Origin of the sequence: Mesorhizobium sp. M3A.F.Ca.ET.175.01.1.1 (assembly GCF_004791945.1) — a bacterium.
GTDB lineage: Bacteria > Pseudomonadota > Alphaproteobacteria > Rhizobiales > Rhizobiaceae > Mesorhizobium.
The window spans coordinates 134,682-154,566 of sequence record NZ_SRTP01000011.1; the positions used below are offsets into that span (position 1 = coordinate 134,682).

The following is a 19,885-nucleotide window of genomic DNA, read 5'->3' on the forward strand; positions in this document are numbered from 1 at the left end:
CCGGGCCGCCCCTCCGCGAAGGGCGCCAGAGCGTTCGATCATCGCTTGCGCAGATCCACCTCGGCAAGGTCGAGTGCTTTTGCGATCCGATCGCAAGCCATGTCGATCGTATCGCGCGTCCAGATCAGCGGCGGTGACAGGATGATCGTGTCGCCGGTGGCCCGCAACATCATGCCTTGGGCAATCGCGTGGTCGCGCACGACGACGGCGGCACTTCCCGACGGCAGGTAACGCTCCCTCCGCGCCTTGTCCTTGACGATCTCGATCGCCCCCATGAGGCCGATCGAGCGCACCTCGCCGACCAGCCTGTGCCCGGCGACGCGCTCCTGCAGCGCCTGCGCGAAATAGGGACCGGTGTCGTTCCTGACCCGCTCGACCAGGCCTTCCCGCTCAATGATCTCGAGGTTCTTCAACGCCACCGCGCAGGCCACCGGATGACCGGAATAGGTGTAGCCGTGATAGAACTCGCCCCCTTTCTCGACCAGCGTTCTGCTGATGCGGTCGCCGACCAGCAGCGCCGACAGCGGCTGGTAGCCGGAGGTCAGCGCCTTGGCGGTGGTTATGGTGTCGGGCTCGATCCCGAAGGTCTGCGCCGCGAACCATTCGCCCGTCCGGCCATAGCCGGTGATGACCTCGTCGAGCATCAGGAGCACGTCGTGCTTGCGGCAGATGCGCTGCACCTCCGGCCAGTAGCTCATCGGCGGGATTTTTACCCCGCCGGCGCCCATTACCGGCTCGCCGATGAAGGCCGCGACTTTGTCGGCGCCGGCTTCGAGAATGGCTTCCTCGACCGCCTTTGCCGCGCGGATGCCGAAATCATGATCGCTCTCGCCGGCCAGCGCGAGTTCATAGGCATAGGGCATCATGACATGGACAATGTTCGGCACCGCGCCGCCGAGTTGCTTGTGCATCGGCTCCATGCCGCCAAGCGAGGTGCCGGCGATCGTCGAGCCGTGATAGCCCATCTTGCGGGATATGATGCGGTTCTTCTCCGGTTTGCCTTCCAGCGCCCAGTAGTGGCGCACCAGCCGCAGCGCCGTATCGTTCGCCTCCGAGCCGGACGAACCGTAGAAGACCTGGCTGATGTGCGTGGGGGCCAGTTCCGCCAGTTTCTGCGACAACAGCACCGGCGTCGGCGTCGAGCATTTGAAGAAGGAATTGTAGTAGGGCAACTCCTTCATCTGCGCATAGGCTGCTTCGGCGAGTTCGTCGCGGCCGTAGCCGACATTGACGCACCACAGGCCCGCCATGCCGTCGAGGATTTCCGTCCCCTCGGAATCGTAGATGAAAGCGCCGTCGGCGCGGGTGATGATGCGCGAGCCGGCCTCGCGCAGTTCCTTGTGATCGGTGAAGGGATGAAGATGATGCGCGGCATCGATTTGCTGAAGCTGCTTCAGCGAATAGTTCTGATAAGTCATGGATCTGGTCTTTCCTCTTGACTCAATCCGGCAGTAGCCGGGGCGGATTCGTCAGAGGAAGGCGGGCGGCGAGTAGCCGATGCGAGCACACAGCCGCAGAAGCTCGGCACGCAGCGTGCGCGGTGACGGCGTCACCGCGCCCCCGAGGGCGCCAGATGTCCTCATGCGAGCCATGGCCGGCAGCTTATGCCGGCTGATAGCTCGACTTCAAGCCGTGCCGGTGAGCGCCCTCTGCAGGAAAACATAACGCATCGCTGTCTGCGCCGCCTGCGGCCGGCGATCGCCGCGACCACCATGACCACCTTCCGTCTCCTCGAAGAACAGCGTCCTGGAATGCCCGGCTTTCTGCAGCCGCGCCGCCATCTTGCGCGCATGGCCGGGATGGACGCGGTCGTCGGCGGTCGAGGTCATCAGCAGCACCGGCGGATAAGCGGCATCGGCCGCGACATGCTGATAGGGCGAGTAGGCCGCAAGCCACGCCGCCTCTTCCGGTTTCGACGGATCGCCGTATTCGGCGATCCAGGAAGCGCCGGGCGGCAACTCGGTGTAGCGCAGCATGTCGAGCAGCGGCACGTCGATGATGACGGCGCCGAACAGTTCCGGCCGCTGCGTCAGCGACACGCCGGTGAGCAGGCCGCCATTCGAACCGCCCTGGATGCCCAGCTGTCCTGCCGTCGTTATGCCGCGCCTGACCACGTCCTCGGCCACGGCTGCGAAGTCATCGAAGGCCTTCTGGCGATTGGCCTTCAGCGCTGCTTGGTGCCAGCCTGGTCCGAACTCGCCGCCGCCGCGGATATTGGCCTGGACATAGGCGTTGCCCGCTTCCAGCCACAGCCTGCCGCGAATGCCGGCATAGCCGGGCAGCAGCGGTACTTCGAAGCCGCCATAGCCATAAAGCAGCGCCGGTACCGGCCCGCTCTGGTCGCGGCGCCGGACGACGAAATACGGGATCATCGTGCCGTCGCTGGAGCGCGCCTCGAATTGCTCGGACACATAGGGCGAGGCGTCGAAACGCGCCGGCTGCGACTTCACGGTTGCCAGCGTCGCGCCATTGTCGTCCGACCAGATGATCGAGCTCGGCGTCAGGAAATCGGTGAAGGAGAACGAGACGCTTGCGCCGAAATGCTCGGCATGGCTGATGCCGACATTGCCGTTTTCCGGCAGCGCGACCGGTTTCAGCGACCAGCCGTCGGCGGTGCGGTCGCAGGCGACCACCTTGCCGCGCACATTGTCCATCAGGTTGATGAACAGCCGATCCTGCGTCCTGGCGAGCCCCGCGATCGAGACGCGGGGCGCTGGTTCCAGCACGGTTTCGAAGGGTCCGAATGCTCCGGTTTCGACCCACCCATCGAAATCGACGGAATAGAGTCCGTCTGGCAGGCAGCGTGTCCCGTCCGGTGCCGTCCACGGGCTGCGCACGCCGAAGACGAGCTGTCCTTTGAAGATCGCCGTGTCGGTGGCGTCGTCAGGCAAGGGGATGCGCCGGTTCTCGCCTGAAGGCAGCCGCAGGAAGCTGTGCGAGGTGAAGAAGTCGAGCGTCTTGCCCAGCAGCACATGCCGCCTGTCGCCGTCGAATTCGACACCGCCGCCGACGGCCAGGTGGTGCTTCTCGCCTTCGAAAATCGGCTCAGCATCCTCCAGCCTCGCGCCGCGCCGCCAGAGCTTGATTACGCGCGGATAGCCGGACTCGGTCTTGTCGGCTTCCTCGAAAGCCGCCGAGAAAATCACCGTGTCTCTGTCCAGCCAGGAGAAACCCGACTTGGAGGCCGGAGCGCGAAAACCATCCTCGACGAATGATTTCGTCGCAATGTCGAACTCGCGCATCTCGCTGGCATCGCCGCCGTCGGGCGACATGGAGAGCAGGCAACGGTCGAAGTCGGGATAGAGCCGATTGGCGCCGCCAAACACCCATCTCACGCCCTCCTTGGCCGAGAGCGCATCGAAATCGATGATCGTTTCCCAATCGGGCTTGTCGGTCTTATAGGAGGCCACAGTGGTGCGGCGCCACAGGCCAAGCGCGTTGGTCTTGTCCTGCCAGAAATTATAGACATGGCCGTTGAGCGCGGCGCCGACGGCAATGTTGTCCTCGGCAGTCATCAGATCGAGCGCGGTCTCGAACGCCGCCTCGTAGGAGGCGTCGCCCTGCAGTTCGGCAACCGTCACCGCATTCTGCCGGTGGACCCAGTCGAGCGCGTCCTTTCCGTTGCGGTCCTCCAGCCAGAGGAAGGGATCCTCTGCCGTCGGATCGGGCTGGCGTTGGATCATCGTGCTGGGCATTGCGGACTCCGAAGTGCGATCGGCTAGGCTGGGCCTACATCGCGTTTGCGGCGCGAACATTCAAGAGCAACCCGCCAGGTGGCGCGAACATTCAAGAGCAACCGCCAGGTCTCGTGCCAGTCCGGTCTACATCACTCGCCGGTGAATGATCGTTGCCGCCGCCAGCACCGCGCAGATCGCCCCAAGCGTGACCGGCAGGCCCGATGCGCCGATCACCTCCATCACGCTGCCGGTGAGCGGCGGCACGAGGAAGCCGCCAACGCCCCACATCAGCGAGAAGGCGGCATTGCCGGCGACCAGCGCCGAGCCGCTGAAGCGCTCGCCGAGCTCGATGATCGACATAGTGTAGATGCCGTAGGATGCCGCGCCCCAGACGAAGACGCAGACCCAGATCAGCCGCGTGTCGACCAACTCCGGTAGGAGGATACATCCCAGGATCGTTGCCGACACGCAGCCGAGCCGCACGAGACGCGCTGTTAGCCGTTCGGCGAGCAGCCCGAGCGGCACTTGCATGAAGATGTTGCCGGCAATCATCGTCGACAGAAGCGCCGACATGTGGGATTCCACTATGCCATAGTGTGTTCCATAGACCGGAAGCAGCGCCAGCACTGCCTGCTCGAAGCCGGCAGCGACCACGACGGCCGATAGGAGCAACCAGGCCTTCGGCATGAAACCCAACACCGAAGCCTCGTTCTCGGGCTCGTCGATCTTGGGTAACCGCCCGACAACCAGCGCCAGGCAGAGACCGCAGAACAGAAAGGCGCAGATGCCGACCAGGAACGGCGGCCAGCCTTCGGTGCCGACGGCAAGGAGGCAGAGCGGCCCCGCCGCAAAACCTGTCGAAATGACGGTGGAATAGGCGCCCATGACACGGCCACGACGTGACGGCGGTGCGAGTGCGATTACCCAGGTTTCGCTGAGCACATAGAGCGGGTTGGTCACCACGCCGACCAGAAAGCGCAAAGGGAACCACAGATAGACATTCTGCGTCCATCCGACGAGAGCCAGCATCAGCGCCGAAAGCGCCGCGCAGGCGAGCGCCAGGCGGCCTGCGCCGAACCGGCGGGCCAGCGCCGGGATCGGCGGCGAGGACAGGATGAAGCCGATCGGCGTCATCGCCGCCGACAGGCCGATCATTGCCGGAGAAACTCCTTGGCGCTGCAGGATGAAGCTGAGCAGCGGATAGGAAAGCCCCTGCGCGATGGCGAATACCGAGACCGTCGCGATCACGCCAATGATCGCAGCCCATTGCACCGCTTCGCCAGTCTTCGGATGCGCCAGTGCCATGGATCCCGCCCACCTATCGTTTCGCAAAGTAGCGGTTATGGCCGATCATTGTAAGACCGTGACTCTCGAAGGCGCATCTTGCAGCCGACATTCGTCAGGATCAGCGCAGCCGAGAGCGGTAGAACGCGAATGCGACCAGCAATGTGACAAGCCCGATGATCACCGCTGGCAGACCGAGCGGCCCGATCGCCTGCATCAGCGCGCCGGCACCGGGCGGCCCGACAATGCCGCCGAGGCCCCACATCAAGGCAAAGGCCGCATTGCCGGCGAGCAATGTCGTGCCTCCGAAGCGGCTGCCGAGCTCAATCAGCGCCATCGTGTAGACGCCGTAACCGACCGCTCCCATCACCAGCAGCATCGGCCATGCGAACGGCGTGGTGATGAGGACCGGCAGCGACACCGCGCAAATGGCGGTCACCACTGCGCAGACGATGATCATCGCCCGGCCGCCGAAGCGTTCGGCCGCCAGCCCTAGCGGAATCTGCAGAAAGATGTTTCCAAGCGAACGCGCCGTCACCAATGCGGCAAGCTTAGCCTCGGGCAGTCCATAGGCCGAGCCGAACACAGGGATCAGCGCATAGGAGCTTTGCTGCACGGCCGCGGAAACCAGCACGGCCAGCAGCAGCACGGGCGCCAACCTGGCGAAATCGACAACGCCGCCGAAAGACTGGCCGTCATCCTCGAAGCCGGTAAGCTTTGCCGAAACCGCGCACAGGATCAGCGCGCAAAGCACGAAGCCCGATATAGCCGCGATGAAAGGCGGCCAGCCGGCCGTACCGACCGTGATCAGGACCAGCGGGCCTGCGGCATAGCCGGCGCCCATCAGCGCATTGAACACGCCCATCACGCGGCCGCGCCGCGACGGCGGCGCCAGCGACAGCGCCCAGACTTCGCCGAGCACATAGAGCGGATTGATGATCACACCGATCAGGAAGCGGAGCGGGAACCAGGCCACCCAGTTCTGCAAAGCGCCGATGGCGAAGAAGCACAGCGCGCCTGCCAGCGCGCAGCCGACACCCAGATTGCGCGCCCCGAACAAGCGCACCGCGACGGGCACGAGGGAAGCCGACAGGAGAAGGCCGACGGGCATCATAGCCGCCGAGAGCCCGATCAGCGTCGGCGACAGTCCTTGCCGCTGCATCAGCAGCGTGAACAGCAGATAGGAGAGCCCTTGCGCTGCGCCGAACATGGCAAGCGCAGCGGTGACGCCGGCAAGCGCTGCCCATTGCGTTCCCGCCTCGTTATCACTCTCCGCAACCATTCCGCCAACCGTTTGAAACGCTCCCTGCGAGGGGCATCCCGGCCGGGCTAAAGACTCGGCACCGCAAAAGAAAGAGCCGCCGGGCGAATCCGCTTGCGCCAATGGCCGTCCCCAACGCTCTATCGGCAAGGACCTACGGGAAATGGCGCGCGACCGCCCCTTTCTTCCCCTCGGCATAGGGCTTCATCCGATACAAGGAATGCGACTTCACTGTTGGCGCGCACGCACTCTGGTGACGTCAGGCGTCCCTATCCCCTCAAGATGCTCGGTGCGCAAGTATAGCAAAAGTAAAAGATGAACCCGTAACAGGCTTCACATTGCGAGACGCCAGTCGCGCGGATGCCGCTCCGCCATGTCGCTTCCCTCGCCGTAGTGGTCGCCGCCTCCTTACCGGCGGCGTTGCCGGCGGTCCATTATGCCGGTCACTTTCATATCCTTTGAGGTTCTCATGACCGCTGCCCTCCATCCCGCCGACCCGGCTCTGGCAAACGATCGTGCCCGCCGCGGTGGCCGCGCTGGCAAGCGCGCCGGTGGCTCGGCCTCGTTCGAGCAGCCGCCTTTCCGGCAATTGAAGAACCCGCTGACGCCGACGAAGCTGGTGTCCGATGACGAGCTGGAATCGATCCACCTCGCCTCGTTGCGGGTGCTGCAGGAAATCGGCGTCGACGTGCTGCACGAAGAGGCCCGCCGCATCATGAAGGCGCATGGGGCGGAGGTTCGCGAAGGCAGCGAGCGCGTGCGCTTCGAGAGCGAGATGATCCTCGAGCTTATTTCGCACTGCCCGCCGGAATTCACGCTGCATGCGCGCAACCCGGAGCACAATCTGCGCTTCGGCGGCGACAACGTCATCCTGTCGATGATGGCGTCGGCGCCCAATTGCTCCGATCTCGATCGCGGCCGCCGGCCCGGCAACCAGGCCGACTACCGCAACTTCCTGCGCCTGACGCAGATGCATAATATTCTCAACTGCACCGGCGGCTATCCGGTCGAGCCGATCGACATCCATCCGTCGGTCCGCCACCTGGAATGCATCCGCGATCTCAGCCTGCTGACCGACAAGGTCTTCCACATCTATTCGCTCGGCAAGGAGCGCAATGTCGACGGCATCGAGATCGCCCGCATCGCCCGCGGTATCAGCCGCGAGCAGCTGATGGAGGAGCCGTCGGTCTTCACCATCATCAACACCAACTCGCCGCTCAAGCTCGATGTGCCGATGATGGAAGGCATCATCCAGATGTCGAGCATGGGCCAGGCGGTGATCGTGACGCCGTTCACGCTCTCGGGCGCCATGGCCCCAGTCACCATCGCCGGCGCGCTGGTGCAGCAGAACGCCGAGGCGCTCTCCGGCATCGCCTTCGCCCAGATGGTCAAGAAGGGCGCGCCCGTCGGCTACGGCGGCTTCACCTCCAATGTCGACATGAAGTCCGGCGCGCCGGCCTTCGGCACGCCCGAATACATGAAGGCGCAGCTCGTCGGCGGCCAGCTCGCCCGCCGCTATCGAATTCCCTATCGCACCTCCAACACCTGCGCCGCCAACACGGTCGACGCGCAGGCCGCCTATGAGAGCGTGTTCTCGCTCTGGGGCGCCATCCAGGGCGGCGGCAATCTGATGATGCACGGGGCCGGCTGGCTCGAAGGCGGCCTCCGCTGCTCCTACGAAAAGACCATTCTCGACATTGACCTCCTGCAGATGGTGGCCGAATTCCTCACCCCGCTCGATCTGTCAGAGGACGCGCTGGGCTTCGACGCCATCCAGTCGGTCGGCCCTGGCGGCCACTTCTTCGGCACCCCGCACACGCAGCAGCGCTACAAGACCGCCTTCTATTCGCCGATCGTCTCCGACTGGCGCAACTTCGAGACCTGGGCCGAGGCGGGCTCGCCGACGGCGCTGGAACGCACCAACAAGGTCTGGAAGGAGCGCCTTGCCGCCTACGAGGAGCCGTATATCGACCCCGCCATCCGCGAGGAACTCAACGATTTCGTCGACAAGCGACGCGCCGAAGGCGGTGCGCCGACTGATTTTTGATTTTTTTTGCTTGATGAACAGTCGACTCCTATTGCGTCGAGCTGCGCTCGACACTTCTCCCCCGATCGACGGGGTAGAGGAAAGGCGCGACGTGACTCCAGCCGCCCCCCTTACTCTCCCTCCGGAGGGTGACGCTGCGAAGCACAGTTCATATGACCGCCGCCGTGACGACTTCATGCGCGCTCAAGGCTATTCGATCCTGCGTCTTTGGAACCATGACGTCGTGAAACACCGAACTTCCGTCTGTGAAGCCAATCTTGCCGGGCTTGATGACAGGCTGGCCGAAAGCGTCGCCGTGTCCGATCTCCGCTTCGCCTTCACGCCCCACTCACTCGAATCAGTCTCTTCAAGAACGGACCTATCTTCATGAAATCCCACGTTAAAGCGGTTGTCATCGGCGGCGGTGTCGTCGGCTGTTCGGTACTTTATCACCTCGCCAAGGCCGGCTGGACCGATATCATGCTGATCGAGCGCTCGGAGCTGACCTCCGGCTCGTCCTGGCACGCGGCGGGCGGCTTCCATACGCTGAACGGCGACCCGAACGTCGCCAAGCTGCAAGCCTATACGGTTCAGCTCTACAAGGAGATCGAGGAGCTTTCCGGCCAGTCCTGCTCGCTGCATCTCACCGGCGGCGTCATGATGGCCGATACGCCCGAGCGCATGGACTTCCTGCGGCTCGCTCACGCCAAGGGCCGTTATCTTGGCATGGACACCGAGCTGATCACGCCTTCCGAGGCCAAGGCCATGTTCCCGCTGATGGACGAGACGAACTTTGTCGGGGCCATGTGGGATCCGGTCGAAGGCCATCTCGATCCGTCCGGGACCACCATCGCCTATTCGAAGGCGGCGAAAAAGCTCGGCGCCGAGATCGTGCTGCGCAACCGCGTCGTCGATCTGACGCAGGAAGTCGACGGCACCTGGAACGTCGTCACCGAACAGGGCACGGTCCACGCCGAACATGTCGTCAATTGCGGCGGCCTGTGGGCGCGCGAGATCGGCCGCATGGTCGGCGTCGAGCTGCCGGTGCTGGCAATGGAGCACATGTACCTGCTCACCGAGCCGATGCCGGAGGTCGAGGCATTCAACAAGTCGACGGGCCGCGAGATGATCGGCGTGCTCGACTTCAAGGGCGAGATCTACACCCGCCAGGAGCGCAACGGCATCCTGCTCGGCACCTATGAGAAGGCCTGCAAGCCGTGGTCGCCGGTCAACACCCCCTGGGATTTCGGCCATGAACTGCTGCAGCCCGACATCGACCGCATCGCGCCCTCGCTGGAGATCGGCTTCAAGCACTTCCCCGGCATCGAGAAGGCCGGCATCAAGCAGATCATCAACGGCCCCTTCACCTTCGCGCTCGACGGCAATCCGCTGGTCGGTCCGGTCCAAGGCCTGACCAACTTCTGGTGCGCCTGTGCCGTCATGGCCGGTTTCAGCCAGGGCGGCGGCGTCGGCCTCGCGCTCTCCAACTGGATGGTGCATGGCGATCCGGGCTTCGACGTCTGGGGAATGGATGTCGCGCGCTTCGGCGAGTGGGCGAGCCTGCGCTACACCAACGCCAAGGTGCGGGAGAACTATTCGCGGCGCTTCTCGATCCGCTTTCCCAACGAGGAGCTGCCGGCCGCGCGCCCGGCGCAGACGACGCCGCTCTACGACACCATGCTCGCCAACAACGCGGTGATGGGCGACAGCTGGGGGCTGGAAACGCCGCTATGGTTCGCGCCGAAGGGCACCGAGCCGAAGGACATCGTCTCCTTTCACCGCTCCAATGATTTTGGTCCGATCGGCGAGGAAGTGCGCGCCACACGCGAGAAGGTGGGCGTCACCGAGATCGCCAACTTCGCCAAATACGAAGTCTCGGGTGCAGCCGCGGAGGATTTCCTCAACCGGCTGATGACCAACCGCATGCCGAAGACCGGCCGCATCGTGCTCACCCCGATGGTCAACGAATTCGGCAAGCTGATCGGCGACTTCACCATCGCCAAGACCGGCGAGGACCGCTTCATGATCTGGGGCTCGTCGGCCGCCCAGAAATATCATATGCGCTGGTTCGAGAAGCACCTGCCGAAGGATGGATCCGTGCGCATCCACCGCTTCGACCAGACGCTGGTCGGGCTGTCCATCGCCGGGCCGAAGTCGCGTGACCTGTTGCAGAAACTCGTTGATGTCGACGTCTCGACCAAGGCCTTTCGCTTCATGGACTTCCGCGAGATGGCAGTCGGCGGCGCGCCCTGCATGGTCAACCGCATCACCTACACCGGCGACCTCGGCTACGAGATCTGGATGGCGCCCGCCTATCAGCGCCTGGTCTACAAGGCGATCAGGGAAGCAGGCGAGGAGTTCGGCCTCGTCGACTTCGGCATGCGCGCGCTGTTGTCGATGCGCCTGGAAAAGAACTTCCCGACCTGGTTCCGCGAACTGCGGCCGATCTACGGCCCGTTCGAAGGCTCGATGGATCGCTTCATCAAGCTCGAGAAGAACGACTTCATCGGCCGCGACGCGGCTGCCAGGGAGCATGCCGAAGGGCCGAAGCTGCGCCGCGTATCCTTCATCGTCGATGCGGCGGATGCCGACGTCATGGGCGACGAACCGATCTGGGCCAAGGTCAGCAAGGACTACGGCACGGTGGAAAAGCCGCACGGCTATGGCGCGCCGCGCTTTGATGAGACCGGCAAGGAAATTCGCGGCTCCAAGGCGGCCGAGGGCGCGTCGGCCGTGCGCGGCATCGTCGACGGCGAGTGGCGCGTGGTCGGCTGGGTGACCTCGGGCGGCTATGCCCACTACGTGCAGAAGTCGATGGCGCAAGGCTATGTGCCGGCGGCATTGGCCGACGACGAGAGTGCCGGAATGTTCGAGATCGAGATCCTCGGCCATCGCCGTCCGGCTCGCATCAATGTCGAGCCGCCCTTCGACCCGAGCGGCGAAAAGATGCGGAGCTGAGGTTTTCAGGGTCATGCATGGCGAGGCTCCAAAGGGAGGCTTCGGCCGTCACCGCAAGATCATGCCATTCGAACCCGGCTCGATCGAGGCGCTGCGCGAGGCTTCCCGGCAGAAAGCGGTTGCGTTCAACCAGCATGTGCTGGGCTATGGCGCGCGGGCCGAAGCCGAATGGGCCGCGGCAGGCGTTCGCCCGCCCGATCTTGCTGCCATGCGGAAATACCGGCTCGAACGCATCCGCGCCGAGCTTAGGCGTCGCGACTATGCCGGCGCCCTGCTCTACGATCCGGTCAACATTCGCTACGCGACCGACTCGACCAATATGCAGCTCTGGGTCGCCCACAACCCGACCCGCCACTGTTTCGTCGCCACCGATGGCCCGGTGGTGCTGTTCGACTATTTCTCCTGCGAGCACCTGTCCGACCACGCCGGCGTCGTCGACGAGGTGCGCCCGGCGGTCTCGTGGATGTATCTCTACAGCGGCGAACTGACCGAGCAGAAGGTCCGCCGCTGGGGTGCCGGCATTGCCGATCTCGTGGCCGAGCATGGTGGCGACAATCGCCGCATCGCCGTCGACCACATCAATCCGGACGGCGTCGAGGAACTTGCCCGCCGCGGCATCACGGTCGGCAATGGCGAAGCGGTGATGGAGAATGCCCGCCTGATCAAATCGCAGGACGAGATCCTGGCCATGCGCCGCGCCATCGTCGCGTGCGAGGCGGCGATGGGCGAGATGGAAGCAGCGCTGAAGCCCGGCATTTCGGAGAACGAGCTATGGGCGGAACTGCATCGCGGCAATATCGCGCGCGGTGGCGAATGGATCGAGACCAGGCTTCTGTCATCGGGCCCGCGCACCAATCCGTGGTTCCAGGAATGCTCTTCGCGCATCATCGAGGATGGCGACCTCGTCGCCTTCGACACCGACCTCATCGGCCCTTACGGCTTTTGCGCCGACCTCTCGCGCACCTGGCTCTGCGGAGACGGGTGGCCGACGAACGAGCAGCGCGACCTTTTCCGCATCGCCGCTGATCAGATCGCCCACAACACCGATCTGATGCGGCCGGGCATGAACTTCCGCGACCTCGTCGAGCGCTCGGCGGTGCCGCCGAACGATTGTTTCCCAGCACGCTACGGCGTTCTCTACCACGGTGTCGGACTGGCCGACGAATACCCAACCCTGCCGCATGCGAGCGACTGGACCGACGACACGCCCGACGGCGTTCTCCAGCCCGGCATGGTGTTATGCGCGGAAAGCTATATCGGCCGGCTTGGCGGACACGAGGGCGTCAAGATCGAGGAGCAAATCCTCATCACCGACACCGGGAACGAAAAGCTCTCAGCCTACCCGCTCGACGCAAGGCTGCTTGGCGGTTGAACCACCCAGGCCAAGCTCGGCGACGACCTCGCGCATGGATGCGATGACATTTGCAGGCGTGGTTCTCGCGGTGATGAAGGGGAGGCCCTTTCGCCTTGCCGTCCAGCCGACGACCTTCACCTGCTTCGCCGCCGGCTCGTGACGCTGCGCCAAAGCCCAGCTCGCGCAGTCGATCGCGGCGACGTCGGCCCTGCCCTCGGCAATGGCGACGATCGATGAGCGGTGGCCACCGCTCTCGCTGCGCGAGGCGAAGATATCGAGGTTTTCGCCGATAGCCTCCAGGTCTCGCGTCAGCCCGACCAGCCCGGACATCGAGTCCGGATTGTTGAACGCGAAACGCTTGCCGCGGATGAGGTCGAGCGGAATGACGGCCCTGCCGTCCTGCGGCGAAGCAACCGACGGCCCGCCGTTCGCAAGCATTATCAGCGCGCTGGAATAGAACTCGCCCTGCCCGCCCTCGAAGGCGTCATAGCTTGGCTGGGCGACCACTTGAACATGTTCGGCCAAGCCCAGATCCATCGGGCCCCAGCAGGTCTGTCCGAAAAGCAGCGCCGGGTGCAGCCAAAGCAGGCGAAAGTCCAGTTCGTCCGCGGGCAGCGTCGCCGGATCAGGCGCAATGACCTTGTCGGCGGCGCTGCGAACGCCTCCCGTAACCGGCGGCAGGTCGCGATTGCTCCGCACCACTGCTTCGGGCGCATCGAGGCCTCGCGAGCGGAAGGCATCGCGCAGCAGCGCCCATTGCGCGTCGATCTCGCCACGCACTTCCGGCCAATCATACATCGGCAGGGCCGCAACGAATTTGCTCATGACGGATTGCCTTCAAAAACAGGGCACTCGTCGGCGCCTGAATCACCGCAAAACTTGCGGAAGCTCGAATTTACTCCTTGGGCGGCTCAGCCGGAACCGGGGCCGTTCCAAGTCCATTCACGCTACGGGCCCTGATGCGCGGCTTGAAGGCGCGGCCTGACTCCGGCGCGCGGCGCAGTACCGGGTGCACGACCGGCTCCTTAGCCTTGAAGGCGAAGGATTTGAGCAGCGCGAAGTAGTTCGGATAGACATAGCCGTTGTTCATCCTCAGCCATTCGTCGCGGCGATCACGAAACATCTTCGGCAGTTTGTACCAGGCGACTGCCGGGCTCTTGTGGTGCACGAAATGCAGATTGTTGTTGAGGAACAGGAACGACAGCGGCGAGTGCTCGACGATGATCGTGCGCCCTTCAGGGTGCTCGGACCACTGGTGCTCTGCATAGGTGCGGACGGAAATCAGCGACTGGCCGAGCCACACCGGCACCAGTATGTAGAGCCAGAGCGGGATGCCGAAGCCGAGGGTGACGATCGGTATCATTACGGCAAGGCCGATGGCGTGCAGCAGCCAGGCGTTGCGGATGGCCTTATCGCCGGCGGCAATCTGCTTTGCGTCGTCGATGAAGAAACCGATCGACGACAGCCACGGGCCGAGAATGAAGCGGCCGACCATGGTGTTGTTGAGCTTCAGCAGAAATTTCATCGCCGGCGGCATTTGCTCATGCATCCACATCGCCTGATAATAGCTCTCCGGATCGTCGAGCGGATCGGTCAGCCGCTCGTCAGCATGATGACGCAGATGGATCGTCTTGAAGCGGCGGAATGGCCAGACCAGGCCGATCGGCAGGAAAACCAAGGCTTCGTTGACTCTGGCGTTGCGGGTTGGATGGCCATGCACCACTTCGTGCATCAGCGAAGACTGCAGCGCGAGCACCAAGGTCAGCGCGGCAAGCGCAAGCATCGGATAGGAGGGCCAGAGCAGGAAGCCGGTGGCGAGCCAGGCGCCGTAGCAGAAGAGTATGAGGCATATTGTCGGCCATTCCACGGCCGGTGCATTGCTGCGTCTCTTCTTCATGCTCGTCATGCTATCGACCACTGCCTTTCAGTCGCCGGAACCGCTGTGGTTCCTGACAATATTGTGTCAGTAGCCCATCGTTGTCGCAACGCGACAATGCGCACAAACTGTTGCGATTGCGCATTGTTGGCCGCAAATGTTATACATTGTAAACAAGATTGGGGATTCTTTTACGCTTGAGCAGCGATCCGGGCGGCCCGGGCGCAAATTTTTCCTCTCACGAACAGGGAAGAGCGTGATGGACAAGCGCGATTTGTCGACCCTTTTCAGAGACCGGCTGAAGTTGCTCCTGACACGTTCCGACTTGAACCAGTCGGCATTCGCGACAGCGGTGGGCATCGACCGCTCGGCGCTCTCGCAGTTGCTGTCGGGCGCCTCGACGCGGCTGCCGCGCGCCGAGACGCTGCTCAACATCGCCGCCGAGTTCAGAGTCTCGCTCGACTGGCTGCTTGGGCTGAGCCAGGACGAAGGCGTCACCGGCGAGATCCGCGAAAGCCTGGAGATCGAGGAAGCGCCGGACGGATTCGATCGCACGCTGCTTGCCAAGTGGCACGCCGAGGCGGCCGGCACGAAGATACGCTACGTGCCCGCGGGCATTCCCGATCTGCTGCGCACCGAAGCTCTGGTCGAATACGAGGCAGGAATCGCCAACAAGAGCCGTGAGGCACAGGCCGGCGAGACGCAGTACCGCATCGACTATACCCGGCGCCCCGAGACCGACATGGAAGTTTGCATGCCGCGTCACACGCTGGAGATCTTTGCACGTGGTCTGGGCGTGTGGGACCGTTTTCCGGAAGCGGAGCGGCGCAAGCAATTGCTGCATATGGCAGCCCTGCTCGACGACCTTTATCCGACCTTCCGCTTGTTCCTCTACGATGGCCGCATGCGCTACTCGATCCCCTACACGATCTTTGGGCCTTTCCGCGCCGCCATCTATGTCGGCGACATGTATCTGGTGCTGAACGCCACGCAGCCGATTCGCACCTTGACCAGCCATTTCGACAACCTAATCCGCGCAGCCGACGTCAACGCGCATGAGGCCGCGATCTTCACGCAAAAACTCGCTGGCACCTCGTTCGCATCAGGTCCTGTCTAGACCTCTCCGACATCGGCACGTCGACACGTCACTGCGGTCGCAAATTCATTGACTGGACATAAAGACTTCTTTATATCGTTATTCGAATTCCGGAACGAAAGCCATGGCCATGACCGCGACCAACCCCATCGATGCATTGCTGGCCGAAAAAGGGGTGCTGCTGGCAGACGGCGCCACCGGCACCAACCTGTTCGCGATGGGCCTCGAGGCCGGCGAAGCGCCCGAACTATTGAATGAGACGGCGCCCGAAACCATCGCCAGCCTGCACCAGAATTTCGTCGATGCCGGTGCCGACATCATCCTCACCAATTCCTTCGGCGGCACCCGCCACCGGTTGAAGCTGCACCACGCCCAGGACCGTGTGCGCGATCTGAACAAGCGCGCTGCCGAGATCGCCCGTTCCGTCGCCGACAGGTCCGGCCGCAAGGTGATCGTCGCCGGCTCGGTCGGCCCGACCGGCGAGTTGCTGGTGCCGCTCGGCGCCTTGACCTATGAAGACGCCGTCGACGCGTTTGCCGAGCAGATCGAAGGCCTCAAGCAGGGCGGCGCCGAAGTTGCCTGGATCGAGACCATGTCGGCGCCGGACGAGATCCGCGCCGCAGCCGAAGCTGCGATCCGGGTCGGCCTCCCCTATACCTATACCGGTTCCTTCGATACGGCCGGCCGTACCATGATGGGCCTTCTGCCGAAGGACATCCATGGCGTCGTCGACGGGCTGCCGCAGGCCCCGCTTGGCGTCGGCGCCAATTGCGGGGTAGGTGCGGCCGATATTCTTGCCTCGCTGCTCGACATGACCGAAGCGAAGCCGGAAGCCACGGTGATCGTGAAGGGCAATTGCGGCATTCCCGAATTCCGCGGCGCGGAGATCCACTATTCCGGCACGCCTGAACTGATGGCCGACTATGTCCGGCTGGCGGTCGATGCCGGCGCGAAAATCGTCGGCGGTTGCTGCGGCACCTCGTTCGCCCATCTCGGCGCTATGCGCCAGGCGCTTGACGCGCACATAAAGTCGGTGCGCCCGACGGTCGAGACGATCGTCGAGCGGATTGGCCCGATGCGCAACAAGATAGCCAGTTCAGCCGAGGCGGGCGAAGGCCGCCGCGAGCGCCGCCGCAGCCGCGCCTGAGGTTGCCCTGCTTTATTCGCTGTTTTCGGCGTAACGCGACAGCGCCGTGTTGAAGTCGGTGCCGGCGCTGCTGTCGCCGCCCATCGTCAGCAATGCACCTGAAGCGCGCGGATCGGTGATTTGCTCGAGCATCACGCGAAAGCGGTCATTGTTCAGCGCGGAGAGCGCTGTCTTGCGGGCCGCGTCGACATCATAGCTGAGGCGCGCGGATTCCGCGGACGAACCAGACGCCTCCCGCGCCGGCGTGCGGTTTGCCGTCGGCGTCGCGTTCCCGGTTGTGTTGATGTGCAATTGCGGCCCCCTCAGCCCGTCCATAAGCTTTGACTAACAGCAGGTCATTGCAACGAGGTTCCGAAAATAGCGGGCAATTTAACGATTGCGAAAAGGCCGGCAGGATTGCCCGACCGGCCTTCCGCTCAATACTGCATGCTATTTGTTCCCGCCAAGTGATGACGCCAACCGGACCAGCGACAGGAATTCGGCTCTGTAGCCGAACGGGTCGGCGCCCCGCGCAGCGTTGGCGATCTCCAGGATCCGGTCATAGCCGAAATTCGCCGTCTGGTCCTCGTCGCGCAGCTTCTGGCCGAACGCGGCGACCGCGACCGAAAACCGCTGGTCGACGCCTGCCTCGTCGAAAGTCGAGACCTCATTGGCGCCGGTCACCGGCGTGGTGATCAGCTTGGAGACGTTCTCGTTCGGCAGCTTGTAGCGGATCTTGACGAAGGCATATTCGTCCGCATTGGCGACGCCGCCATTGTCGACCTTCGCCTGGCCGTAGCGCAACGGATCGACCTGCTCGGCGCCGCTGCCCTTCGGCGTGATTTCGTAGATCGCCGTCACCGAATGGCCTGAGCCGATGTCGCCGGCATCGACGCGGTCATTGTTGAAATCCTCGCGTTTCAGGGCACGGGTCTCATAGCCGACGAGACGGTATTCGGCGACCTTGGCCGGGTTGAACTCGACCTGGATCTTGACGTCCTTGGCGATGGTGAACAGCGTCGAGGACGCATCCTCGACCAGCACCTTCTCCGCCTCGGCGAGCGTATCGATATAGGCCGCCGTGCCGTTGCCGTTCTGGGCGATGGTCTGCATCATCTGGTCGTTCAAATTGCCGCGGCCGAAGCCGAACACCGACAGGAAGACGCCGGTCTTGCGCTCCTTCTCGATCAGCCGCTTGAGGTCGTCGTCATCGGTCTGACCGACGTTGAAGTCCCCGTCAGTGGCGAGCATCACCCGGTTGATGCCGTCCTTGACGAAAGACTGCTGCGCAAGCTTGTAGGCTTCCTTGATGCCGGCCTCGCCGGCCGTCGATCCGCCCGGCTCCAGATTGTCGATCGCCGCAAGGATCTTCTGCTTTTCCGTCGCCTTGGTCGGCATCAGCACCGTGCCGGCATTGCCGGCATAGGTCACGATCGAGACGGTGTCGTCGGCCTTGAGCTTGCTCACCAGCAGCCGGAAGGCCGACTTGAGCAGCGGCAGCTTGTCCGGCTCGTCCATCGAGCCGGACACGTCGATCAGGAACACCAGATTGGCCTTCGGCTGCTCGGCCGCCTTCACATCAAAACCTTTGATCGCGACATGCATGAGCTTGGTGTGCTCGTTCCACGGCGTCGGCATGACGGTGACGGTCGAATTGAACGGCGTCGCTGCCGCCTCCGGTCCTTTCCAGTCATAGGGGAAGTAGTTGATCATCTCTTCGACGCGGACCGTATCCGGATCGGGCAGAGCGCCTTGCTTGAGCGAGCGCCGCACGAAGGAATAGGAAGCCGTGTCGACGTCGATCGAGAAGGTCGAGACCGGATCCTGCGCGGTCGCATGCACCGGATTGGTCTTGAAGGTCTCGATGCGGTCGCGGTTCTGCTCTTGGGGCTGCAACTGGTCGGCCGGCGCGGGCGCGGGCTGCACCATCAGCTTGGAACCGGCGACCGCGCCCGCCGGCATCTCGGCAGACTGCATGGCGGTTGCCGGTGCCTGGGCGCGCCCGCCTGCCGCCAATTGGTCAACTTCCGCAGGTGCAGGCGGCGGAGCCAATGTCTGCGGTACCTGCTTGGCAAAACCCTTCAATGCCCCGGATTCCTGCCGCGTCTGGTCGTCGGATCGACTCAATTCAGTTTTCGGCGGCGATGCGGGCGCTACCTGCGCCTCATCTTCGACACGCCTCTCACTGTCGGCGTCGGCCTTCTTCTCCTTGGCGGGCGCGGCAGCCAGCGGTTGATAGGTCGCCACCTCGTTGACCGCAGGCTTCTGGGCCAAAGGCTTCTGGGCCGCCGGCTTGTCGGCCAGCGTCTCCGTGACCTTACCGTCCTTGCCACCGATGACCGGCGGCTGCTCCTTCAACATCTGAAAAGTCGCATAGCCGGCGATAGGCAGCGCAACCAGCGCAGTGATGGCCGGCGTGGCAATGAGTTTCCGTTGCATGATCTCTCTCCAGAGCATTTGTGCTCGCTCCGTGAGACGAAGGCCTGTTGCCGATCCTTGGGTGGCGGTCGAGATTTTTTCGTTCATGTCGAAGGCCTGCATCGCAGCCGCCAGCGCGCGAGCCTTCGCTTCGCCGTCGGGCGCAGGCGCGGTGATGTCGCGCAGCCTTTCGAGTTCGTTGTCGTCGACCATGGTCACACTTCCCCGGCTGAACGCATGAGCGCCTTCAGCCGTTTCTTCGCTTCATGGATGTGCCAGGAGACCGTCGTCTCCGAGATGGCCATCACTTCCGCCGCTGCGGCGTGGCTTAGGCCTTCGCCGTAGACCAAAAGCACCGCGTCCCGCTGCTTGTCGGGCAGCATGCGCACCGCTGCCCACAGCGCTTCCGCCGGGTCTTGGCCGTCCGCCGAGCCCTCTCCCGAGATCAGTGCGTAGGAGCCGTAGGCCTCCGTCTTGGCGGTCTCGCGGGCGCGCTTGCGCATCATGTCGCGCGCCGCGTTCAGCGTCATGGCGTAGAGCCATGTCGTGAAGGCGCTGCTGCCTTGGTAGTCACGGATCGCGCGGCCGAGCCGCACGCAGACGTCTTGGGCGATGTCCTCGGCATCGGCCTTCCGGCCGCACCAGCGATAGGCGGCGCGATAGACAAAGCCATAGTGCCTTTCGACCAATTTGCCGAAAGCTCCCCTGTCTCCGCCCCTCGCCCGCCCGATCAGATGGGCGTCGGAAGCTTCGCTGTCGTCCAGCATCATCGCCGTCATTTGCCTGTTGGACGAAGGCTAATGGCGATT

The 19,885-nt window shown here is 63.8% G+C and carries 15 protein-coding genes; 6 read left to right on the top strand and 9 right to left on the bottom strand.

From position 1 onward, the window contains the following. Positions 1-38: 38 nt before the first annotated feature. The 4 genes from EN818_RS22990 to EN818_RS23010 form a co-directional block, all read right to left on the bottom strand. A complete protein-coding gene (locus tag EN818_RS22990; RefSeq protein ID WP_095807119.1) occupies positions 39-1,418 on the bottom strand; it encodes an aspartate aminotransferase family protein in 1,380 nt (459 codons plus the stop codon). Between the two features lie 207 nt (positions 1,419-1,625). Beyond that, positions 1,626-3,695: a prolyl oligopeptidase family protein gene (locus EN818_RS23000; RefSeq protein ID WP_095807117.1), complete on the bottom strand. Its 2,070-nt coding sequence runs from the start codon at positions 3,693-3,695 to the stop codon at positions 1,626-1,628. Positions 3,696-3,821: 126 nt separating this feature from the next. Further along, positions 3,822-4,982: an MFS transporter gene (locus tag EN818_RS23005; protein WP_095807116.1), complete on the bottom strand. Its 1,161-nt coding sequence runs from the start codon at positions 4,980-4,982 to the stop codon at positions 3,822-3,824. 100 nt (positions 4,983-5,082) lie between these two features. After that, complete coding sequence (locus EN818_RS23010; RefSeq protein ID WP_095807115.1) at positions 5,083-6,243, bottom strand: MFS transporter; 1,161 nt, start codon at positions 6,241-6,243, stop codon at positions 5,083-5,085. 448 nt (positions 6,244-6,691) lie between these two features. Between EN818_RS23010 and EN818_RS23015 the strand changes: the two genes are divergently transcribed. Genes EN818_RS23015 through EN818_RS23030 form a run of 4 tightly spaced genes read left to right on the top strand, consistent with a single transcriptional unit; the run spans position 6,692 to position 12,578 of the window. After that, positions 6,692-8,269, top strand: a complete 1,578-nt coding sequence (locus EN818_RS23015) for a trimethylamine methyltransferase family protein (RefSeq protein ID WP_135905109.1) — start codon at positions 6,692-6,694, stop codon at positions 8,267-8,269. A gap of 13 nt (positions 8,270-8,282) precedes the next feature. Beyond that, on the top strand, positions 8,283-8,639 hold the full coding sequence (locus tag EN818_RS34360; RefSeq protein ID WP_095807114.1) for a DUF559 domain-containing protein: 357 nt from the start codon (positions 8,283-8,285) through the stop codon (positions 8,637-8,639). Continuing rightward, positions 8,636-11,206 (top strand): FAD-dependent oxidoreductase, encoded by a 2,571-nt coding sequence (locus EN818_RS23025; RefSeq protein ID WP_095807113.1) that lies wholly within the window; start codon positions 8,636-8,638, stop codon positions 11,204-11,206. Before EN818_RS34360 ends, EN818_RS23025 begins: the two co-directional genes overlap by 4 nt. 13 nt (positions 11,207-11,219) lie before the next feature. After that, positions 11,220-12,578: a Xaa-Pro peptidase family protein gene (locus EN818_RS23030; RefSeq protein WP_129553886.1), complete on the top strand. Its 1,359-nt coding sequence runs from the start codon at positions 11,220-11,222 to the stop codon at positions 12,576-12,578. On the opposite strand, the gene EN818_RS23035 is transcribed toward EN818_RS23030, so the two are convergent. Next, on the bottom strand, positions 12,540-13,385 hold the full coding sequence (locus EN818_RS23035) for a PhnD/SsuA/transferrin family substrate-binding protein (RefSeq protein ID WP_095807111.1): 846 nt from the start codon (positions 13,383-13,385) through the stop codon (positions 12,540-12,542). The genes EN818_RS23030 and EN818_RS23035 overlap by 39 nt on opposite strands. Positions 13,386-13,455: 70 nt before the next feature. Then, on the bottom strand, positions 13,456-14,466 hold the full coding sequence (locus EN818_RS23040) for a fatty acid desaturase (RefSeq protein WP_165350021.1): 1,011 nt from the start codon (positions 14,464-14,466) through the stop codon (positions 13,456-13,458). Positions 14,467-14,695: 229 nt separating this feature from the next. Between EN818_RS23040 and EN818_RS23045 the strand changes: the two genes are divergently transcribed. Next, a complete protein-coding gene (locus EN818_RS23045) occupies positions 14,696-15,553 on the top strand; it encodes a helix-turn-helix transcriptional regulator (protein WP_135905111.1) in 858 nt (285 codons plus the stop codon). Between the two features lie 109 nt (positions 15,554-15,662). After that, positions 15,663-16,679, top strand: a complete 1,017-nt coding sequence (gene bmt, locus EN818_RS23050; protein WP_095807254.1) for a betaine--homocysteine S-methyltransferase — start codon at positions 15,663-15,665, stop codon at positions 16,677-16,679. Between the two features lie 12 nt (positions 16,680-16,691). On the opposite strand, the gene EN818_RS23055 is transcribed toward bmt, so the two are convergent. The 3 genes from EN818_RS23055 to EN818_RS23065 form a co-directional block, all read right to left on the bottom strand. Further along, positions 16,692-16,970 carry a hypothetical protein gene (locus tag EN818_RS23055; protein WP_245420399.1) on the bottom strand — a complete coding sequence of 93 codons (279 nt, stop codon included), beginning with the start codon at positions 16,968-16,970 and terminating at the stop codon, positions 16,692-16,694. Between the two features lie 138 nt (positions 16,971-17,108). After that, positions 17,109-19,289 (bottom strand): VWA domain-containing protein, encoded by a 2,181-nt coding sequence (locus EN818_RS23060; RefSeq protein WP_095807109.1) that lies wholly within the window; start codon positions 19,287-19,289, stop codon positions 17,109-17,111. A gap of 2 nt (positions 19,290-19,291) precedes the next feature. Continuing rightward, on the bottom strand, positions 19,292-19,855 hold the full coding sequence (locus EN818_RS23065; protein WP_095807108.1) for an RNA polymerase sigma factor: 564 nt from the start codon (positions 19,853-19,855) through the stop codon (positions 19,292-19,294). Positions 19,856-19,885: the final 30 nt, after the last annotated feature.